The organism is Photobacterium kishitanii, assembly GCF_003026355.1.
GTDB classification, from domain to species: Bacteria; Pseudomonadota; Gammaproteobacteria; order Enterobacterales; family Vibrionaceae; genus Photobacterium; species Photobacterium kishitanii.
Window position 1 is genome coordinate 19,893 of the sequence record NZ_PYON01000011.1, and the last position, 19,919, is coordinate 39,811.

The 19,919-nt window shown below is 37.4% G+C and carries 16 protein-coding genes; 3 read left to right on the forward strand and 13 right to left on the reverse strand.

Annotated features, from left to right (window positions below):
- Positions 1-243 precede the first annotated feature (243 nt).
- A complete protein-coding gene (locus C0W29_RS13400) occupies positions 244-1,119 on the forward strand; it encodes an ABC transporter ATP-binding protein (RefSeq protein ID WP_080895315.1) in 876 nt (291 codons plus the stop codon).
- Positions 1,116-1,946: an ABC transporter gene (locus C0W29_RS13405; protein ID WP_045044421.1), complete on the forward strand. Its 831-nt coding sequence runs from the start codon at positions 1,116-1,118 to the stop codon at positions 1,944-1,946. Before C0W29_RS13400 ends, C0W29_RS13405 begins: the two co-directional genes overlap by 4 nt.
- Positions 1,947-2,081: 135 nt before the next feature.
- Here C0W29_RS13405 and C0W29_RS13410 read toward each other — a convergent pair whose 3' ends face one another.
- From C0W29_RS13410 to C0W29_RS13425, 4 genes are all read right to left on the reverse strand, one after another.
- Entirely contained in the window at positions 2,082-2,285 is a 204-nt protein-coding gene (locus C0W29_RS13410) for a hypothetical protein (protein WP_036795050.1), read from the reverse strand.
- A gap of 332 nt (positions 2,286-2,617) precedes the next feature.
- A complete protein-coding gene (locus C0W29_RS13415) occupies positions 2,618-5,488 on the reverse strand; it encodes an Hsp70 family protein (protein WP_045044422.1) in 2,871 nt (956 codons plus the stop codon).
- 164 nt (positions 5,489-5,652) lie between these two features.
- Positions 5,653-7,488, reverse strand: a complete 1,836-nt coding sequence (locus C0W29_RS13420; RefSeq protein ID WP_045042732.1) for an Hsp70 family protein — start codon at positions 7,486-7,488, stop codon at positions 5,653-5,655.
- Positions 7,488-8,156: a DUF2760 domain-containing protein gene (locus C0W29_RS13425; RefSeq protein ID WP_036796415.1), complete on the reverse strand. Its 669-nt coding sequence runs from the start codon at positions 8,154-8,156 to the stop codon at positions 7,488-7,490. Before C0W29_RS13425 ends, C0W29_RS13420 begins: the two co-directional genes overlap by 1 nt.
- Positions 8,157-8,633: 477 nt before the next feature.
- Between C0W29_RS13425 and C0W29_RS13430 the strand changes: the two genes are divergently transcribed.
- A complete protein-coding gene (locus C0W29_RS13430; protein ID WP_036795047.1) occupies positions 8,634-8,987 on the forward strand; it encodes a YajD family HNH nuclease in 354 nt (117 codons plus the stop codon).
- 121 nt (positions 8,988-9,108) lie between these two features.
- On the opposite strand, the gene C0W29_RS13435 is transcribed toward C0W29_RS13430, so the two are convergent.
- The 9 genes from C0W29_RS13435 to C0W29_RS13475 form a co-directional block, all read right to left on the reverse strand.
- Positions 9,109-10,191 (reverse strand): site-2 protease family protein, encoded by a 1,083-nt coding sequence (locus tag C0W29_RS13435; protein ID WP_045042733.1) that lies wholly within the window; start codon positions 10,189-10,191, stop codon positions 9,109-9,111.
- A gap of 98 nt (positions 10,192-10,289) precedes the next feature.
- Entirely contained in the window at positions 10,290-10,949 is a 660-nt protein-coding gene (locus C0W29_RS13440) for a sugar transferase (protein ID WP_045044423.1), read from the reverse strand.
- A gap of 13 nt (positions 10,950-10,962) precedes the next feature.
- Positions 10,963-12,147: a glycosyltransferase family 2 protein gene (locus C0W29_RS13445; RefSeq protein ID WP_045044424.1), complete on the reverse strand. Its 1,185-nt coding sequence runs from the start codon at positions 12,145-12,147 to the stop codon at positions 10,963-10,965.
- On the reverse strand, positions 12,144-13,232 hold the full coding sequence (locus tag C0W29_RS13450) for a glycosyltransferase (RefSeq protein WP_045044425.1): 1,089 nt from the start codon (positions 13,230-13,232) through the stop codon (positions 12,144-12,146). The genes C0W29_RS13445 and C0W29_RS13450 overlap by 4 nt, the downstream gene beginning before the upstream one ends.
- Positions 13,233-13,391: 159 nt before the next feature.
- Entirely contained in the window at positions 13,392-14,834 is a 1,443-nt protein-coding gene (locus tag C0W29_RS13455) for a GumC family protein (protein WP_045044426.1), read from the reverse strand.
- The gene (locus tag C0W29_RS13460) at positions 14,831-15,982 is read right to left on the reverse strand and encodes a glycosyltransferase family protein (RefSeq protein ID WP_045044427.1); all 1,152 of its coding nucleotides are present in this window, start codon (positions 15,980-15,982) and stop codon (positions 14,831-14,833) included. The genes C0W29_RS13455 and C0W29_RS13460 overlap by 4 nt, the downstream gene beginning before the upstream one ends.
- The gene (locus tag C0W29_RS13465; RefSeq protein WP_308810161.1) at positions 15,979-16,728 is read right to left on the reverse strand and encodes an acyltransferase; all 750 of its coding nucleotides are present in this window, start codon (positions 16,726-16,728) and stop codon (positions 15,979-15,981) included. The genes C0W29_RS13460 and C0W29_RS13465 overlap by 4 nt, the downstream gene beginning before the upstream one ends.
- 127 nt (positions 16,729-16,855) lie before the next feature.
- The gene (locus C0W29_RS13470; RefSeq protein WP_045044428.1) at positions 16,856-18,241 is read right to left on the reverse strand and encodes an O-antigen ligase family protein; all 1,386 of its coding nucleotides are present in this window, start codon (positions 18,239-18,241) and stop codon (positions 16,856-16,858) included.
- A gap of 2 nt (positions 18,242-18,243) precedes the next feature.
- On the reverse strand, positions 18,244-19,689 hold the full coding sequence (locus C0W29_RS13475) for a lipopolysaccharide biosynthesis protein (RefSeq protein WP_107174153.1): 1,446 nt from the start codon (positions 19,687-19,689) through the stop codon (positions 18,244-18,246).
- Positions 19,690-19,919: the final 230 nt, after the last annotated feature.

Consider the following 19,919-nt stretch of genomic DNA (forward strand, 5'->3'; position numbering starts at 1 on the left):
ATTTTTATATTAATTAATTATTTAGTATGCAGAGTTAATTATATTAGCTCTGTATAGCCTCGCTTATATTCGTATTATTGAAAAACATTGCGGATAGTATGCATTGCTATCCGTCTTTTCTACGTCACACAATTAAACGTCGTTTTATTTTATTGCTAATTTTGTAAGCCTTTAATTTATAAAGCTACCTGTTTATGTTATTAATGAATATTATTTTGATTAATTGGTCACTAAGGATTTTATGTGGGTAATATTAACTGCAATGAACCTTTTATTAAAGCTCAGCACATTACTAAATCTTATCATGGTAAAAAAGCATTAGAAAACATTAGCTTTAACTTATCTAGTGGGCAAATTCTAGGCTTACTTGGTCATAATGGTGCAGGTAAATCGACATTAATAAAAACCTTATTAGGTATGCACAGTTGCGCGGGGGAGTTAAGCATTTTTAACTTATCTCCTGAAAAACATCGTGAAAAAATAGTTGAAAACCTTGCTTATATTTCTGATGTGGCGATGTTACCTGATTGGATGACAGTAAACCAATTAATGGCATATACAGCAGGTGTACATTACCGTTTTGAGCGACAAAAAATGCAGCAATATTTAGTTCAAACTAAGATTAATCTTAACAGTAAAATAAAAACGTTATCGAAAGGTATGAAAGTGCAATTGCATCTAGCACTGGTGATGGCTACGAATGTTAATGTGCTTATTTTAGATGAGCCAACGCTTGGATTAGATTTGATGTATCGTTCGACCTTCTATCGTACTTTGATGGCATGGTTTACAGAAGGTGAGCGAGCATTAATTATTGCGAGTCATGAAGTAAATGAAATAGCCCATTTATTAACAGATGTTTTAGTACTTAAAAATGGCCAAGCGGTTTTACAAGCTTCATTATCATCATTAGCTACTGAGTTTACGATTTTATCTGTTAACGAAGATAATATTGTCGCAGCTAAAGAATTAAACCCGTTAACAGTAAACTGCCAATTAGGACAATATCGATTATTGTTTGAAGGCGTTGATGCCTCGAGACTAACCCAGCTAGGTGATATAAGCCAACCAAGTCTTGCTGATATATTTTTAGCTAAGCAGCAGGAGGCGGCGGTATGAAACAAAGCTATACATTGATCAAGAATGAATTATTAGAACATAAAATAATCATACGACTACCGCTATTTCTGGCATTATTTACCATGGTGGTGGTGGTATTGGTATTGAGTAATATTAATAACTTTTCTTTTAATATTCAGATGAATGATATCGATGGTTGGCAACCACCGATTACAGCGTCATCATTCGCTGGTGTGGTTGGTTCGGTGTCTTTATTTATCGCAGGCATTGTATCATTACTGAGCTTTTTTACTTATTCTGCGAGAGCTCTTGCAAAGGAGCGTAAAGAAGGCAGCTTAGCTTTTTGGCATTCAATGCCGGTGAGCGATAGTAAAGCGATTGCGATTAAATTATTGGTTGCATTGGTTGTTATTCCATTGTTTTCATCATTGCTATTATTATTTGTTGATATAACAGTGTGGATCGTTGCTATGTGGGTTATGCCAGCAGACATGCTAGTTGAAAATTCACTTTCTTTAGTTGCGATTGGATTACATTGGGGACAGTTTATTTCAATGATGGCAGCGATGAGCTTAGCTTTATTACCCATTGCTTGTGTTATTTTTTGCGCTTCTCAGTTAACTGAACACCCATTATTGGTGCTGTTTGTTGCGATAACCTTAGTTAAATTCATTAGTTATATGTTGTTTGACTCGATGGCTATAGGCACTTGGCTTAATAAAGTCAGTAATTTGGCGTTTAATATTTTAACCAGTAATCATCCTTGGCAAACATTAACAAGCGTAGGAATGGTAACATTATTAGGACTATTAGTTTTATCGGTGGGAATATTTAAGACAAGTGTGCATTTACGTAGCGGTGATTGAGCCTAATGGTATAATGTTATTAAAAGAGAATGTAGCAATACATTCTCTTTTATTTTGCTTCTAATTAAACCATGGTTATTTTATTTCATATATACATTCGTATATCGGTTTAATTACAAAAAATACATTTAATAATTAAGCAGCAGAAACTGACTCAATGTACTGTACTTCGTTTTTATATTTACGAACATTACGAGATAGCGTGCCTTTTGGTAGCTCATAACGCTTCTCAGCTTCGTAGCTTGATAGTCCATCAAATACTACTGCTGCAACAGCAACACGTTGGTTTTCTGATTTGAAGATACGTTGTGCGATTAAATCATATTGTGTATTAGTCATAGTCTTGCCTATTTAATTTTTTTAGAGTGGGATAATGGTCATTCCAATTCGTCCACTCAATGCTTGAAAAACGGTCGACTTGTTATATATATAACAAGTAAACAAATGCTGTTAGCAAGACAATAGCAATGTGAACCTTAACAGAAGATTAATAGAATTATTTTTGTGGTTTAATTTAGAATTTAAAATGAAAAAGTAAGACTTTCTGTCAGTTTTTTTAATCATGGAGCTAGTAATTATGCTTTATTTTTAAATAGGTAATGTTAGATTGAATATATGTAGTGAAATAAGGGGAGCTGCTAACTCCCTTTATTGCGTTATTTTGAAATTAATTAGCCAATAAGACGTAATCCATTTGGCAGCGCATCACCAAATACGCGTTTTGTCTCTGCTTCTGTCAATATTTTGACCTCAGAAACCATTTCGATCCAGCTATCTGGGGCTTTACTTTGTTTTAATTTATTAATGACTTGCTGGCGTAGATCGTCATTAATATCTAATGTTCTATCACCCGTCATACGCGTCATCATTACTGCAGCAAAACCAATGTATGATTCTTTACGCCAATCATAAGTCATTAGTTCAGGTAAGCAATAAGATACATGCTCTGCTGATAATAAATTATGGGTACTGCCATAAAAAGGAGAGCGAGTTGCTATACGACCAATTGCCCACCAATGTGCTTGTGCATATTGAGTTTTTTGAAGACGGCCAAATAGCCACTCAATCAACTGGAGCTTTTTATCAAACGGTAAATGCTCTAAAGAAGCCGCTAAGCGTACCATATCTTCATAACTACGCTCTTGGAGCTCTTTATTTAGTTTGGCGTTACGGCTCGCGCCAGGAGTAATATATTTAGCAAGATCTTTATAGATAAGAAGCTGTTGTTCTTGCGTTAAACCTCCCGCAACACGACGCCAAAATGTCCACCAATCACACCATGTCTGGGTATTAGTATCAAATTGAATACCATGCTGATACAGCTGCCAGATTTGCTCCATACGGTACTCATCAGCAGGGTAACCAAAGCCTGGACGCATTGTAAAACCGGTTAGTTTTAGCCAATTACGTTCATGAAGATCTGAACGACGACGGCGCTTTTTACTATCAAGCAAGGCATTAGCTAGCTCACGTAAACAAGGAGTCTCCCAATTATCTCGCTTACCTAATATCTTATCGAGATCATTACGCAGTGTTTTGACTGCTTTATTGTTATCCGTCGTTTTACTGCCGCCAAATACTTTTTTAACTGCGTCAATCGCTTCCGGCATTCGAGCTGGAAGCTCACTTTCTGCGAGAGTACTATCAGAATCATTATTACGGTTTAAACGTGCTAAATCTTTGCGGATAGCAAATTCAACTTTCCAACGTTTAGTGTTGTCTGTAAGGCTAACTGCTTCAATTTGAAGCGTACCGACTTCAGTTAGCTGACAAGCTAAAGTAACTTCTTCACGATCTTTTTGGTTTGCTGCGAGTTGATTACGATCTCGATCACTGTCTAAGGTCGCGATAAAAGGAGGTAGGCTAACATAGCCATCACCTAATATTTCAATCAGTTCACCCACATCGTGATGTTTATCATTCGTCGATGAGACTAAGTTAAACCGCACAGGTTCACCTAAGGTCAATGCAAATTTACGGTGGGTTAGTGTAACTTCGATACCTTCCTCAATGCCTTTGGGTAATAAACAGATACCTTGTTTTGTACCTTTGTTTTCGCCAATAGTAAGGAAGAATGAGCGTGCTGAACCACCGCCTATTCTTAGTTGTGCGCCATGACGAGCTTTAGCATAAGCAACTGCACCAAATGCAACGGCTAAATCAGGGTGAAGGTTTTTCAATTCAGTGACAGGTGCGCCACGCCAGCGAGAGATTATATCTAAGGTACGGGCGGAAAGTAGGGGACTGTTAAATACGCCACCATTGAGTAATACCGCGACCGGAATAGCGGGTTGATCATCACTAATAATAATTGAATCTGGATAGCGAAGATTAAAATCATTAAATGCTTCACGGCAGACATTATCGTGTAAATCAATAAACTGCGCTACATGCTTACTAATCGCTGGATCTGCAGCATAGGGTAAGCCAAATTCAACCATAGCGGCTTGACGTTGGTTTGGTTGATCTGTGAATGCTGTGATAGGAAAAAAGCCATCAAGCGCAATGCTGTGCACTTCTTCACGGTTCAGTTCAATACTTTTAGCGCCGCCAATCAAACGCGAGCCACTGCCGAGCATGGTGACTTTGGCATTGTCTGGTGCATTACCTGATAATAACTTTTCTTTCACTTTACGGGTTTGCTGAATCAGTTTTGATAATGCCGCAGGACTCAGTTTCTTAGATTCACCATGTAATCGCTGTTCAGCGACATGTGCTAAGGCTAAATCGAGGTTATCGCCACCTAGCATTAAGTGATCGCCAACCCCAATACGATCAAGGGTCAATTTACCTTGATCGCTGCCGACTTTAATTAAACTTAAATCGGTGGTACCACCACCAACATCGCACACCATTAATAATGGAATGTCTTTTAATAATTCATCGGCTTGTTGACGGTTTTGAGCATACCAGTCGTAACAAACGGCTTGTGGCTCTTCAAGTAATAATACTTTTTTTAACCCAGCCAGCTCAGCAGCTTCTAATGTTAATGCACGTGCTGATTCATCAAAAGAGGCAGGAACAGTAATGACAACTTCTTGTTGTGCAAGTTTATCGTTTTTATGATGATAATCCCATGCTTGACGGACATGGTTAAGGTAGCTTGCACTTGCAATGACAGGAGATACTTTCTTTACATCAGACGTTGAAGCTGTTGATGACCACGGTAAAATGGCTTCGTTACGATCAACATGTTGGTGAGATAACCAACTTTTGGCACTGACGACTTGACGGCCTTCAACTTTGGCGCCTAATTCGCGGGCAAATTCACCAATAATTACGCTTGGGATTTCACCTTTTACAGGTTCAGCGTTCCAAGGTAATACCAGTTGGGTTATATCCATTTCCCCTTCTGCTGGGTGATAACGGAATGAGGGTAACAGTGGTTTACGTACCACTTCACCCGGTGCAATTAATTGGTCGATCTCGAAAATATGCATCGGACTTGTTTCTAACGTATCCGTAATTTCACTATAGGCGACAACGGTATGAGTAGTACCAAGATCAATACCGACAAGGTAGCGTGGAGAAGATGAAGGCATGCTGACTCCATAAAATAATTGAAATGAGAAAATAGCCAGATGGGAAACGGTTGACGTGTCAGGTTTACGGGAAAAAACAGGTGAGTATTGTCCCTGACATGTTTCATTGGCTAGTTGTTAGATAAATAAACGGCGCACTATAAAGTGCGCCGTTGTGTTAGTTATTACGCTTCGCGAACGTCAAATTCGACTTGCCACTTCTGACCGTTATCCGTCGCAATCGCTTCAAGGCATAACATGCCCAGTTCTGTAACATGCGAGGCGAGTTTAACAGGAATAACTTCGCCAGCAGTACGACCTTCAGAGACTGGTAGGGTCATTTGAATCGCGGGTAACTCTTCCATTTCTTCTGGTTGCCACCAATCAAGGTGAGTGCCTGCAATATCGTCACGACGTACAGTTGAACCAAAGAATTTAAACTGCACTGGCTGGCCGATAATCAAACCAAACTCTTGGCTTGGTACATCGGCTTGGCTGCCTTCTTCCATACCAAAAGGTGCTACACATAGTGCTTCTAATGGTGGCTCCATTCCTGGAATAGCAGGCATTGCACTTTCAATACCGACGTAGTAGCTACTTGCAATACCACCACGAATACGTACCCCTTTACCGCGGCGCACAAAGCCGTAGTATGAAGCACCGCTTGCAACTGCAAGATCAAGATCAAGTCCTGAAAGTAACTTCGCTTCTGTTGAGCCCGCTGTTGTTAACCAGTTATTGATAGTAGATAACAGACGCTCTGACAATAATGATGATTTCAGTACACCACCGTTGAACAAAATAGCTGTAGGGCGAATAAAGCCTTCGTGTTGTTGTTCATATTGTGCAAATAGCTCTTCTACAGCTTGGCTTTGACGGCTTAAGAATCCAGCAACATGGCGTGATACCGCAGCATCTTGTGCATATGGCAGACCCATTTGGGTTAATGCGCCACGAGCAGTTTGTACTGGTAATTCATCAATAGTTGTCTGTGGGAAGAAGCCTTCAACCAAGGTTTGTTGTACTTCTTCTTGTGTTAGTTCTGTTTGTAATGTGCCGCCTAGCAGCTTAGAACCACGACTAGGAACAACAATCGGCATCGATTGTAGTTCAGCATCGTTTAATAGTGCTTCTTTAGCATCACGACAAGCATGAGTAATTGCCAGCACTTGCCACGGTTGTAATTGCTTGCCTTCTTGCGCTAGCTTCATCTTTAAGCGATAGGCTAGAGCAAGATCCATGTTATCACCACCCAATAGGATGTGATCGCCAACAGCTACACGGTTAAGCGTTAAGTTACCGTCTTCTTCTGTAACTGCAACTAACGATAAATCCGTTGTACCACCGCCAATATCGACCACTAGAATGATATCGCCAACAGCGACTTGGTCACGCCAGTTATCGTCGTTATTCTTGATCCAGCTATAAACAGCAGCTTGTGGCTCTTCAAGTAATGTCAGATGCTTAAAGCCAACATTACGCGCCGCTTCTGCAGTTAATTCACGCGCAGCAGGATCGAAAGATGCCGGTACTGTGATGGTGACATCTTGATCACAAATAGGCGTGTCAGGATGTTGGAAATTCCATGCATCAGCCATGTGTTCAAGGTATTTTTGTGTCGCCTCTAGTGGTGATACTTTAACCACTTCTTCAGGACTATTTAGTGGTAGGAATGCCTCGCGGCGATTAACGCCACCATGACAAAGCCAACTTTTCGCGCTTGAAATAAGGCGAATAGGTGTCTTACTACCTAGATTTCGTGCCATAGCACCAACAATAGCATTAGGTTTTGCATTCCAAGGAAGTGCAGTATCACCTTCAGCTAGCTCTGATTCGTGAGCTTGGTACATAAATGACGGTAATTGATTTTTATCTTCCACATTACCAGGAGTGGTTAATTGTGGAATCGTCATTACTGTGACATCAGCGTTTTCATTCTCAAGATCGACATAAGAAAGCACACAGTGTGTTGTGCCTAAGTCAATACCCACGCTGTAACGATGTTGTTGTGTGTCTTGCATTATAATTCTACCTCAGCGGCTGCGATGATATGTACATCATGGCCTTCTGCCAGTTTAGGCAATTTAACATTTGTCACTTTCCAACCGCGATGGATCAGAGTGCCACTAAATGGCGCTTCACCGACCACGTTACCCGTTAGGCGTACTTCAGAAGCATTAAATCCTTGGGGTAGGGTGATGCGAGATTCTTCATCTTCAGAACGAACTGGTTCAAAGCTAAAGTATTCATTAAGTACTTTTTGACCGCCTTCATGAATAACACGAGCAGCAGCACCAATATCAGCATCTGCAAAGCCTTTAAGATCTTCTTGCATGAAATCAATAAAGCGCGCGTCTTGTTGTAAAAGTGACAGTAGTTGGAGTGCTGAATCTGGTGTTGATGTTTTTAGTTTTGGTTCAACTTCTACTTCAACGATCTTTTCAACAATTTTTTCTACTTCAACAATTTTTTCAACAGGTTTCTCGACGATCTTCTCAACGATGATCTCGACGGGTTTTTCAATCTCAACGATTTTTTCTACTTCAATCTCTTTTTCAACAATTTTTTCGATCTCAACAGGTTTACCTTTTTTCGTTAGATACATTAACAAAAAGATCACTGCTAATGCGCCTAAGATTGCGTGCCCCATGTCGATACTCGTTGGCATCGCCGACAAATCTACGTGCATCGCTGATAATTCAGTGAGCATATTGGAAAAATCAAAAGCCATATTTGTTTACTCTTAGCGGTTAAAGGTCGATTCGCGAAACGTTCTGTTAGAATCAGCTTCAAATAATTGCATGAATATTAGCATAGACCTTTTCGAAACGTGTTATCTATACAAGGTTTTATCTCTTAAAATCCCGAATAAAAGGTCTCTTCGCTTAAATTACAGTCAAAATATTAAGTTAAATACAATGAAAATTATGTTTAATTTTTAACTGAAAATGTAGCTATCATAATATATGGAGACTGGTGAAAACAATTTCAAGCTAACTGTTTGTATTAAAAGATCAACCTAGATTAAATTGTGATAGATGACAGAAGAGCTGAAACTTTACTTGAAATTTGTTGTTCGGTGGTGGTTCAATACGGCAATTGGCAATACGTTGTCTAAACTGACTAGAGAGACTAGCGGTTAATTCTTTATAAAATAGGTCAAGATATGTCGTCTGATTATACTGGCAGCAGTGCCGCTTATGCTCGTCAAGAAGCGGGCTACCGTGAAAAAGCATTAAAAATTTATCCGTGGGTATGTGGTCGTTGTTCGCGTGAGTTTGTTTATTCAAACCTGCGTGAGTTGACGGTACACCACGTTGATCATGATCATACTAATAACCCTCAAGATGGTAGCAACTGGGAATTATTATGCTTATTTTGTCATGATCACGAACATGAAAAATACACTGATGCAGATAATGGTCAGGGGAGTGTGATTCGTGCTGGTGAAGATGATCATCAAGCGGCGACATTTAACCCATTTGCAGATCTTAAAGCGATGATGGCGAATAAAAAATAACGCGATCGTGATTAAGTAAACACTGTTGTTAATGATAATGAAAAAGCCAGCATTTACAGAGGAGCCGTGTTTTGACACCGTTCACTGAATGCTGGCTTTTTACTTTTTACATTAAGTGCGATTAAGTACCTAAAATTTGTAGCGGTAGGCTAAGTAAACTGTCACCTAAACTCGCAAAATAAGCAATAATCCCTACGAAAGCAGCAACAAGGCCGATATACCACACCGTTGAGAAAATTTGACCGTAGCGATCTAAAGGCAACAAATGACTCTGATGGCGTTGTCGCCATTCAAAGATGATTTCTAAACTGCCCATAATCAGTAAAAAGCCAAATAAAGTTAGCCCTAAACGATAACTTAAAATAACCCCAGCGACGGCTGCTAATGCGCAAGCAATAATACCGATTTTACTGTTCATCGAAAAACTAATACTTTTCAGTACATGGCCACCATCTAATGGCAGAATCGGCAATAGATTGAATAGATTTAGCAGCGCATTAAAAACGGCTAACCCGGCAAAAAACATTTCTCCGGTGATCCAATAAGCAATCATGCTGACTAAGGACATGATTAAACCAAAGGCTGGTCCCATAATTGAAATCACGACATCTTGCCAACGAGTGTTAATTTTCTCGTCGCTTAATGCTAATCCACCAAGGAAAGGGATTAAATAAATGCCTTTGGTTTTCATGCCAAAATATTTCATGGCTCGAATATGGCCATATTCATGAAAGACCAAACACGCTAACAAAGCTAGAGCAAATTGAATTGAGAATAGCCATGAATAAGCGGCTAAACTTGCTGAAGCAAGAACAACTTTAATTAATTTAGCACTTTTAAGAGCTTTCATGCCTAATGATGCGAGTCCGATTAGGCTGAATCTTTTTTCTGGTTTTATGGGTTGTTGAGGTTGCTGGCGTTCAATATCTTTATCATTACGCTCACCCTGCGCAATCATTTGTTGATCGGCACTGGCTTGATAATGGATCAGAAATGGCTGCCAACTCAAAGTGCCGTTAAGTTGGCATTGAATAGTTTGTTCATTATTTGATAATTCAAACTGATGTGTAAATTGATCTGTATCGGTTGGCGCTGCTGCAATTTGGGAAACTAGCGTGTTATCCCAAAACAATTGTTGCCATCCAGCCATTGAGCCTTCAAGTCGCAGCGGCTTACCTAAAAAATCGATAGCCAATAGTTCCAATGCATTATCCATAGTGTAAAAAAAGATAATGGGATTATACGGAAAAAAATGTACTGAACGAGCTTATGTTACTGGTTGTTACATATTCTTCTGTCTTGTTATTGACCTTGCTTAGAGAATATAACTTTAATTGTCATGACTAAAATATACAGGTCGGTTTTGATCCAATTTGAGAGAGAATTAAGTGATAACGCATAACTATGATCAAAACCAACTTTGGAACGTACATCATCAATGCAAGTATCATAACCTTGGCTTATTTGAGCTAAGCCAGTAATTCCAGGTAAGACACCATAAGTACGTTCACTAAAATAAGGAATTTCATTCTCTAATTTTTGATAAAAAGGGGGCCTTTCAGGGCGAGGACCCACTAAAGACATATCACCACGTAATACATTGAATAATTGTGGTAATTCATCAAGACGAGTACGGCGTAAGAAGCGGCCAACATGAGTGACACGTTGATCTTCTTTAATGGCAAGTACTGCACCAGTATCATCTTCAGCATTTTGCTCCATGCTTCTAAATTTTATCATTTCAAAAATATGAATTTTGCTAGGTGTTGCCTTACCTACACGTAGTTGACGATAGAAGACATCACCTTTAGAGTCGAGCTTAATGGTTAAAGCAATAAGTGGAAAAAAGGGTAACACAATAATTAATATAATTACGGTGAGAAATAGGTCAAAAATACGTTTAGCAATCATAGTAGGCCTATGAATCCGTTGGTTTTTTATTTTACGAGATGAAGCTAGCATTGCCAACCTAATATTATTTATGCACACGATTCAATGGCCCTATTAATCTACGGAAAAGATAATTTATTCCACCAATAAAATTAGCGGCATGCCCAGCAATAAGATATGCCAATATTTGAAAAGATTTATGCGAAAAAATACGAGGTAGAATGATCCCTAATATGCCAAAAATATAACCTAAAGTTTGGCAAATAAAGGCAATTAAAAATAATGGATAAGTGATTAATAGCCCTGAGCCAATATAGGACATAATCATAAAATATGGCATGGTTATTCTTAAACCTTTACCTGAAAAAAAGGTAAAAGCGGTGCCTCTATATTTAGGATTAAATAAAGAGAACAAACGAATAAGTTGTTGTATATTCCCAGCAGAAATACGTAAACGTCGAGAAAAGTCATCTTTTTTATCGACATAATCGAGTTCTACTGCACAAATGCTGGGATCATAAATAGCATGATAACCTTGCTCAACAATACTCATTGGCAGAATAAAATCATCGTTAATGGTTTCCTTATCTAAAGGAACAAAAAGAGACGTTCGAAATAGATAAAATGCGCCATGGGCACCTAAGCTATCACCAAATGTAGCCTCTTGTTGTTTAATTTTAGTTTGGTAATCCCAATATTTTCTTTCTCCAACAGAACTTGGGGTTAGTAGGCGATAGGTCGCATTTACAACTCCGACATGGCTTTTTTCAAAGTGTTTAGCAGCAATGAGCAACGCATCATAGGAGATTAATGCAGAGACATCACTTAAGGCGATGATATCGCTATCATATTGAGGAATAAATTGATTAAGAATAGCGACTTTGCCTTGATTTTTTTCAAGGGATAAAACTTCGATATGAGTATCAGAACAGAGGGCTTCTTGAATAGTATTGTTAGCTATTTCGACGGTATTATCGCTGCATCCATCACAAGCGATAATAACTTTTAGTTTATCTGTTGGGTAATCTAGATATGAAATATTACGTATTTTTTCTGCGATCCATTGTGATTCATTATAAGCCGGAATGATGATGGTTATTGTTGGTAAGATGCAGTCTTGGTTGTTTTTTGAAAATTTCCGAGGTGTTGGATATATGGGTTTTTGTGGATGACGTTTAGCAAACCAACTTAAAAGCATTGGATAAAGTGCATGATGATAAATCACGGCAAATATGCTAAGAGATGTCATTATAAAGAGAAAGAGAATCATATATTTCCTCCTGAGAAGTAAAGTTGTTCATAAGCTTTTGTCATCGCTTGAGCATGATTATGTGTCAGAATAAATTCTCGAGCATCATAACTAATAGTTTGGTGTGGCATTGATTTTATGGCAGTAGATAAGGTGATTGCAGTATTGTTTGGCACCAGAATACTATCAGTACTTAATGTCTCTTTTACACCACCAACATCATTTGCAATACAAGGTATACCGCAGGCTTGGGCTTCTAATATAGAGAGCGGAAAGCCTTCGTTATTTGAAGGTAAACAAAATAGATCAAGAGCCTGATAAAAAGTTGGCATATCATCAACATGACCTAAAAAATGTACTCGGTGAGCTAATTTATATTGCCGTACTAATTGCTGTAGTGCGATGAGTGTTGAGCCTGATCCTGCGAATAATAAATGAAATGAAGCGGGTAATAATCGGAGGGCTTCAATAAGATGCTGCTGTCCTTTAATGGTTTCAAAACGGGCGGCATTACCGATCATGGTCGCATGTTTAGGTAGTGAAATTTGAAGCTTATTTCGAGCTTGGTATTTATCGCCAATCGTAAATAGACTGGGATTAATACCATTCTTAATTGTATAAATAGGGTAGGTTTTAAATATATTTCGTATTTTACGACTAACAAAATCAGCGTCAGCTACCACTATTGGCGTTGATAATTGGAGGGAAATATATTGTATAACTCGATGTTTATAAGTGTTTAAGTGCCATGCATCATGTTCTGTATGAATGTGTTTTATGCGGTTGCTATTATATTGAATAGCACAGCTTGTATAGAGTAATGGTCCAATATGGTGTGAATGGACAATATCAGCTTGATAGTCTTTCAATACTGAATGCAACTTTTTTATGGTCGATAATGATATTCCCTGAGGCTTATCTAAGCCTATTATTTGGTGTTTAAATGGAGCTAATTGTGTCCAGTTAGCCATTATTTGTTGTGTCGAGCCTTCCATGCTACAGATAAAAACACGATAACAAGGATCGCTAAATGCCAACATATTTAAGACCATTGTTTCAAGCCCGCCGGGGGATAAGTGCTGCACAACATGAATAATGGTTTTCATTACACACTCCTTATGATTCAGATATTAGAATGCAGGGATTGTGCCATTTAAAAGTTTTTTATATTCAGCAGGTTATTTTTAGTTTAATGGGGTTGTCAAAATGAGAATGAATATAATAGTGATTTGATATAGTTCAAAAAGATTTGAAAGATGTGGTTATTAATTTTTATTCGTTATTTCAGATTGCTTGGGAATACGACTGAGTATAGGAACTGAACTCAACATCGTAATTTGATCTTTTCTCCTAATGCTGGTGTCACAGACTTCGGTTAAAAAAGCTAATCCAGCGCCTAAACCTATTCCACCAATAAAGCCAGCAATAGCAAAAAAGTAAGATGGAAAATTGGATGGGCTCGTAGGTGTATAAGGACGGTCAATAATTTTAATACGTTTTTCTTGTTCAAAAACTCCTAATGAACGGGTTAATTTTGCCATTTCAAAACGATTGACGAGGTCGTTATATAATTGACGTTTTAATACTAGATCGCGTTGTAATTGCGCTAATTGTTTTTCATTTTGACTAAAACTTGCGACTTTCTTTTCTATTTCAGTAATGATGACTTCCAATACGCGAGTCTCTTCTTCTAAGGCGTCAACTTTAGCAGTTGCTTCTTGAAGCTCTTCTAGTTGAGATAATAAAATAGGGGGAGATTGCGCTATATTTTTACCCGGATTACTACTGGCGATATCCCACAATTGTTCTGTACTGAGTCCTGCTGGTTTTTGTGATAATAATCGTGCTCGCTCTTTTTGTAAGCGAGTTAAATTGCGTAAGCGTCCCTGTATTTGGCTATGTTTAGGCGTATATTTAGCTTGTAATAAGGTGAGTTCTGCTCGAATTTTAATGATTTGTTCTTCTAATTTACCTATGACTGGATTGGTTTTTGATAGCTGTAAATCAATAGAACCGAGTCGTTTTTTTGCACCAGCAAGCTCAGCTTGGCGTTCATATAAACGCTGTTTGAGTTTAGCTAAACGATCTAAGCTGGATAGCTGCATTTCTGGATGCGTTGTATTTTCTCTGTTTTTGAAATCGACTAATTCCTCTTCTGCGATATCAAGCTCTTTACGCCTAAACTTAATATGTTCGGCTAAGAATTGACTAGAATCTTTCATTGAAGAGCGTTCAGGAGCAAGTAACTGATCAGTGAAATAGCGACTGATTGTTTCTAATGTTGTTTTCATTCTATCTGGATTATTTGATCGATAATCAATTCGAATTAAATCTTTACCAGCCATTCTGACGGTAAGACTTTTGGATAACTGAGCAATAGCTTTATCAATTTCCTGTGGTGACATTGATTTATGTGTATAGCCTCTTTCCTCAGCGACAAGACCTAATATATGACGGCTATGAAGCAGGGTTTGCAGCGCACTAAGGCGTTCTTTTAGCATGGTTGAAACGGCAAGATCTTCTAAAAATGGATTCATTTTTGCTGTTTCTTGAATAAGCATACTAGTATGGGATTCATAATGCTTAGGTGATAATTTAGCAATAACAAGCCCAATAAAAGGCATAATAAATATCGGAATCACAATCATATATCGCCGTCGCCATGCGGCAGTTAAGATAATATAAAAACGCTGGCTTAGTGAAATCATAACGCTTTTAGCCATTGTTCAAGTTGATGTGCTTGTGCCTGCCATGTTTGTTGTTTACTTAACGCAATTTGTCGTAAACGTTTACTCTCTGCATCAGTGTTTACGTTGTCATTGTTATCCCAGTACGCTTTTATGAGGTTAAGATTTGTATTGAATTCGATGGAATTACGCGCAAGGTAAACAACCGATTTATAAGGTAGAACCGCAGGAAATGGTGTGCTAATAACCGGTGTACCAGTAGATAAATATTCTAATAATTTTAATGGATTACATGCTCTTATTTGAGAGTTGTCGACAAATGGCAATAAACTTACTTGCCAATGTTGGCTGTATTGCGGTAATTGGTGGTGTGGCTTTTCACCTAATAAATAGAGGTTATCATGCTCAAGAAAAGGCGAGTAACCTAATGTGTTTTTTCCAATGAACACGAAATTCCAATCTGGATTATCGGTAATAATATTATTTAATAAATTGTAATCGAGCCAGTGTGATAAGCTGCCGTAAAATCCTGCAGTAGGGCGATTATTATTGGGTAAGTCAGAAGCTCGCGATACTGGATTATTAAATAGATTAAAATCAACGCCATGCGGTAAGTAATGTACTTTATGCTGCGGAAATTTATTATATAATTTCATGCTTGCGGCTAGAACGAGATCAGCTTTGGCGATGAGTTTTTTTTCATGTTCACGGACAGTCGCATGATCGACACCAGCTAAAGCTTCAAAATCATCGCCACAGTAATAGACAACGCCATACTCGCCTAATAAGCCACAAAGATCAGCGACAGTTGGCAGTGATGTCCATAATAATGGTTGATATAATTGTGCTTGGTTTAAAATAGGAATTAATTGCTTACAAATGAGCTTCTTTGCTACCCAGCGAGCAAATTTACTTTTAGGTGCTGGGATTGTTTTTAGAGTTATGGTTTGAAAAGGTGAGGTTTGTGCAAGATGTGCAGATTGTATTTTTGATTGAGTAAGTTTGTCGAAAATACGTTTTATATCGTGCAAGGTAAATTGCGGCTGACGTAAACCAATAGAATTTACCCAAATAATTTTTCGAGTGAGCGCGAGGTGCTTAATAAGATGTTGCGTGCTTGAGGGTAATCCGCCCCAATCTTCAGCAAAAACGATGAGATCATGCTTCATGATGTATCCTTACCTTGGGAGTGAAGAACATCATTTTTCAATGTTTTTATAGCTTTAGCTGGATTGCCTGCAATCAAGGTATTAGGAGGAAAACTTTTAGTTACCACACTCCCTGTTGCAATAATTGACCTTGCTCCGATTGTTACATTGCCAATAATGCTGACTCGTGTGCCTACCCATACATCATTTTCTAAGGTGATATTACCGATTTGCTGTGGTAAATCAGGTAAACCTTGTGCCCGTAAATGAGGGTTTATTGGATGACCTGGGTAGCCACATAAAAATCCTTGGCCAGCAATACGTACGTTATCACCAATATTAATTTTGTTACCGACAACAACTGTTGTTTGCCAACCGATATCGACGTTATTACCAACGCAGAGGGTCGGATAGATAGAATCAGAGCGACCTATAAAGGTAGTTTTTCCAGAAATTCTACAATCATTCCCAATCGTCATAATGAGTGGACCATTAAAAAATGGTAAGCCGTTATAGAGTAAAGTACGTTTACCGTAGCTGTGTAAACGGCCTTTAAAAGCAGGAAGGTAATAAAAAAAGTGGCTAAAATAATGCCACAGAGTAATGATAGTCTGATGTAGACAGTAAAGACAAAGATTAAACCATTGCGGTGAAGGCAGTTCGAATACACGAATAAACGAGACTAGTCGGAACAATGCCATAGGGAATGGATGTTTACTATTTTTAATCCATTTCTCACATCGAGCAAAAGATAATAAATACATCATCGCTATGCCTTATTTTATGCACTATCTTAGTACTTACATAGTCTGTGCCAATAATTTCTTTAATTTTATCAATTTGTTAGCAATGAAGTGGTCATGTTTCTTAAATTGAGAATAATAATGAGAAAAATTATGGTTCGAGTTTGTCTAATACCCGTTTTGATATATTATTTATTGAAATAATTAATGCAGCTAAGATATAAATTGGCCAGGTAAAACCTTGTGTTAGAAATGTTCCAGATACAATCGTACCGATAAGTCCTGCATAGACTCCCTGCGCACTGACATAAATAACAGGATCCACTTGATTTTTATATTGTTGTAGCTTTTGTAAAGTAAGTTTAATATTTTTAATTAGAATAATAATTAAGCTAACGAAAATACCTAGTCCTATAAAGCCTGTTTCTGCTAAAACCGAAAGCCAAGTGCTATGAACCGCATGATTCATGCCGTCCCAATATGATGTGAAAAAAAAGAAGTTAGGGTAAAAGTTGCTGAGACCAACACCTGATAACGGGTTAGCAATTGCCATCTTGAAAGCCGCTTGCCATGCGTATAAACGACCCATTGATGATTCATCAATTCCAACTTCTGCGCTACCACCAGAGGTTCTATCTGCTATACCGGCAATTGTGAAGAGTATTATTCCAGTAATGGCAGCACTGCTAATAAGCAGTATTTTTGATTTTACTCGTTGCAACCCGTAAATGCCAAAGACAGCAATAATACCAAGTAGACCCCCGCGACTTTGAGTAAAGATTACGGCACAGAATAAAATAATCGTTACGATTAATCCAAATAAACGATATGGCCAAGATACTTGATGAGTTAGTAATAGTGCTATTGAAAATGAGATAGGGAACATTAGTACCAATGCTAAGTCGTTAGGATCACCTAGCATGGATCCGAGATCACGACCTATAGTAGTCCGGGTGCCCTCTACAAGCCCAATCCCTTTAATTCTATTATAAATTGCAGTTATTGCGACGATCAGTCCAGATATAATAATTGCTTTTAACGTTAATGCTAGTTGCTGAGGACGTTGAATTAGAATGGCAACAGCAAAAGTCATAACAATTATTTTTGAATAAATATCTAGAAAAGATTCTAATGCGAGACGACGGTCTATTGCAAAAAAAATACCGCTAATAATAATCATGGTAAATGCGGTAATTAATGTAAATTCACGACACCAGAAAAGCTGGATTCTACGATGAATAAAAATCTGCCATATAAAAGCTGTGAGCGAGATTATAGATAAATATTTTGGTATTTTAAAATCATATAAAAATGGAAAAACTTCATGTATTCGAAAGAATGAAAAGATAACAAATAGTAGTACGATTAAAAAAGGATTATTGAGGCTGTAATAAACGCTAATAGGTATTATTCCTATCGTTATAATTATCAGAGGATGAGGTATAAAATACCATATAACACCTACAATGATAGAAATAAAAAATGTGATTAGCCAATATGATTTTGATGATTTAGGCTGTGTGTAATTGGAGAACATCATTATCTCTTTTGAGTAATTTGTGTTGATTTACCCGTTATGGGGAAGATAATTAGCTGATTCCAAAACGAAAAAATTAATAAAGTAGATATTGATAAAAAAGCATTAGATAAATGTAATAATATGGTGCTTTGATATTGGCTTAATCCGATAGCTACGGCACTTATAACAAATAAACCGGCAATTTTTTTTATGGCATATGGAAAAGCAAAACAACGTTGAGATAGCCAGTAGGTGCTAAGTGTCCTGATACTTTGGGCTACGATTAAGGCAATGAGCACCCCATTAATTTTATAATAGGGTGTAAGTAGTATTATCATGGTTACTCCTATTATTGTCGAAAAGATATTAATCACTAATAATTTTTTTGTTTCTTGCTTAACTAATGCTCCTAAATTAATGAGTTCATTAAGTTCTTTGATAGCAAAAATAACAGCTAAAATATAAACCATCTCTTTGGCTGGTTGGTAGCTTGGTGGCATAAACCAATCTATAAAAAAAGGTGAAAAATAACATACCAAAACAGTTAAAACACATAATAAGACAATACTTATATGGGTAATTTCTGTTGTTGTATTCGCTCCGTTTTTAGATAAATACTCAAATCGTTTAGGCATCCACCACATACCAAATGGTTGCATTAGTAAAACAAGTATTAATGCAAATTTAAAGGCAATGGCATAAAGTGCAACGTCGTTAAATGAAACATAAATAATTAAGAACCAACGTTCGAGACCATTAAGTCCGAAAAATATGACACCACTGAACATTAAAGGTAAGCAATAGACTAAATATATTCGTGTAATGCGAAGATTAAAGTGATACTTAATATAAGTGGCTTTATTCATTTTATATTGAATATAGATAACTGCGACAGTTTGGATCATTGCACTAATAAATCCCGTTAAAATCACCTCAGTAACGCCATATCCATAGTGAAGTACAATCATGACTAACAGTGCTTGAAGAAGTGCTCTTCCGGTTGTTAAGTAAAAAAATACCCATGCTTTTTCTTTCATTCGTAATGCTGCGAGTACAACCATAACAACAGCTTCAAATGCTAATGGGATTAGTAGAAGTTCAAGTTCAAGAGTCGAACTTTTTAATGCGCTAATTTGACTTAATAAAGGACATAATATCCAAATTATAGGCAGAGAAATGGCTGCAATAATAAGACTGAGAATAAAGATATCGGCAGTAATCTTATTTTTTTTATTTTCATTGGCTATTCCTGAAAATCGATATAACGCTTCATGTAACGACAGCCCAAAAATAATACTAATAATAATAGCAATAGTTGAAAGAACTTCTAAACGGCCTAATTCTGATTGAGAAAGGTGAGTAGCAATATACGGTAACATTATAAGAGAGACACCTTTCATTAGTACAATACTCGTACTATAAAGAATGATATTTTTGATAGGTGTTGATAATGACCATATCTGCATCTGTACTTATACTCGTACAGGTGTTGATGGGTATTTGTTAACTATGGTTAGGTTTAATATTAGATTACTAATGAACTTAGATCGACCGACATAGAAAACTGTTCCAAAAACAAAGATATAATGACTGCTACCCATAATATTTCCTTGTGTATCTAAATAACTCATATCAAATTATTAAGATATGAAGATAAAATAAAGCAAAAGGAGTGCCAAGTTATTATGGTGTTAAT

Coding starts and splice junctions, on each gene's coding strand:
- C0W29_RS13415 (WP_045044422.1), bottom strand. CDS start 5,488: ATGCCTTCATCTTCTCCACGCTACCTTGTCGGTATTGATCTTGGTACT.
- C0W29_RS13420 (WP_045042732.1), bottom strand. CDS start 7,488: ATGCAAGACACACAACAACATCGTTACAGCGTGGGTATTGACTTAGGC.
- C0W29_RS13410 (WP_036795050.1), bottom strand. CDS start 2,285: ATGACTAATACACAATATGATTTAATCGCACAACGTATCTTCAAATCA.
- C0W29_RS13405 (WP_045044421.1), top strand. CDS start 1,116: ATGAAACAAAGCTATACATTGATCAAGAATGAATTATTAGAACATAAA.
- C0W29_RS13470 (WP_045044428.1), bottom strand. CDS start 18,241: ATGTTCTCCAATTACACACAGCCTAAATCATCAAAATCATATTGGCTA.
- C0W29_RS13445 (WP_045044424.1), bottom strand. CDS start 12,147: ATGATTCTCTTTCTCTTTATAATGACATCTCTTAGCATATTTGCCGTG.
- C0W29_RS13440 (WP_045044423.1), bottom strand. CDS start 10,949: ATGCTAGCTTCATCTCGTAAAATAAAAAACCAACGGATTCATAGGCCT.
- C0W29_RS13460 (WP_045044427.1), bottom strand. CDS start 15,982: ATGAAGCATGATCTCATCGTTTTTGCTGAAGATTGGGGCGGATTACCC.
- C0W29_RS13455 (WP_045044426.1), bottom strand. CDS start 14,834: ATGATTTCACTAAGCCAGCGTTTTTATATTATCTTAACTGCCGCATGG.
- C0W29_RS13465 (WP_308810161.1), bottom strand. CDS start 16,728: ATGATGTATTTATTATCTTTTGCTCGATGTGAGAAATGGATTAAAAAT.
- C0W29_RS13430 (WP_036795047.1), top strand. CDS start 8,634: ATGTCGTCTGATTATACTGGCAGCAGTGCCGCTTATGCTCGTCAAGAA.
- C0W29_RS13475 (WP_107174153.1), bottom strand. CDS start 19,689: ATGCAGATATGGTCATTATCAACACCTATCAAAAATATCATTCTTTAT.
- C0W29_RS13425 (WP_036796415.1), bottom strand. CDS start 8,156: ATGCACGTAGATTTGTCGGCGATGCCAACGAGTATCGACATGGGGCAC.
- C0W29_RS13450 (WP_045044425.1), bottom strand. CDS start 13,232: ATGAAAACCATTATTCATGTTGTGCAGCACTTATCCCCCGGCGGGCTT.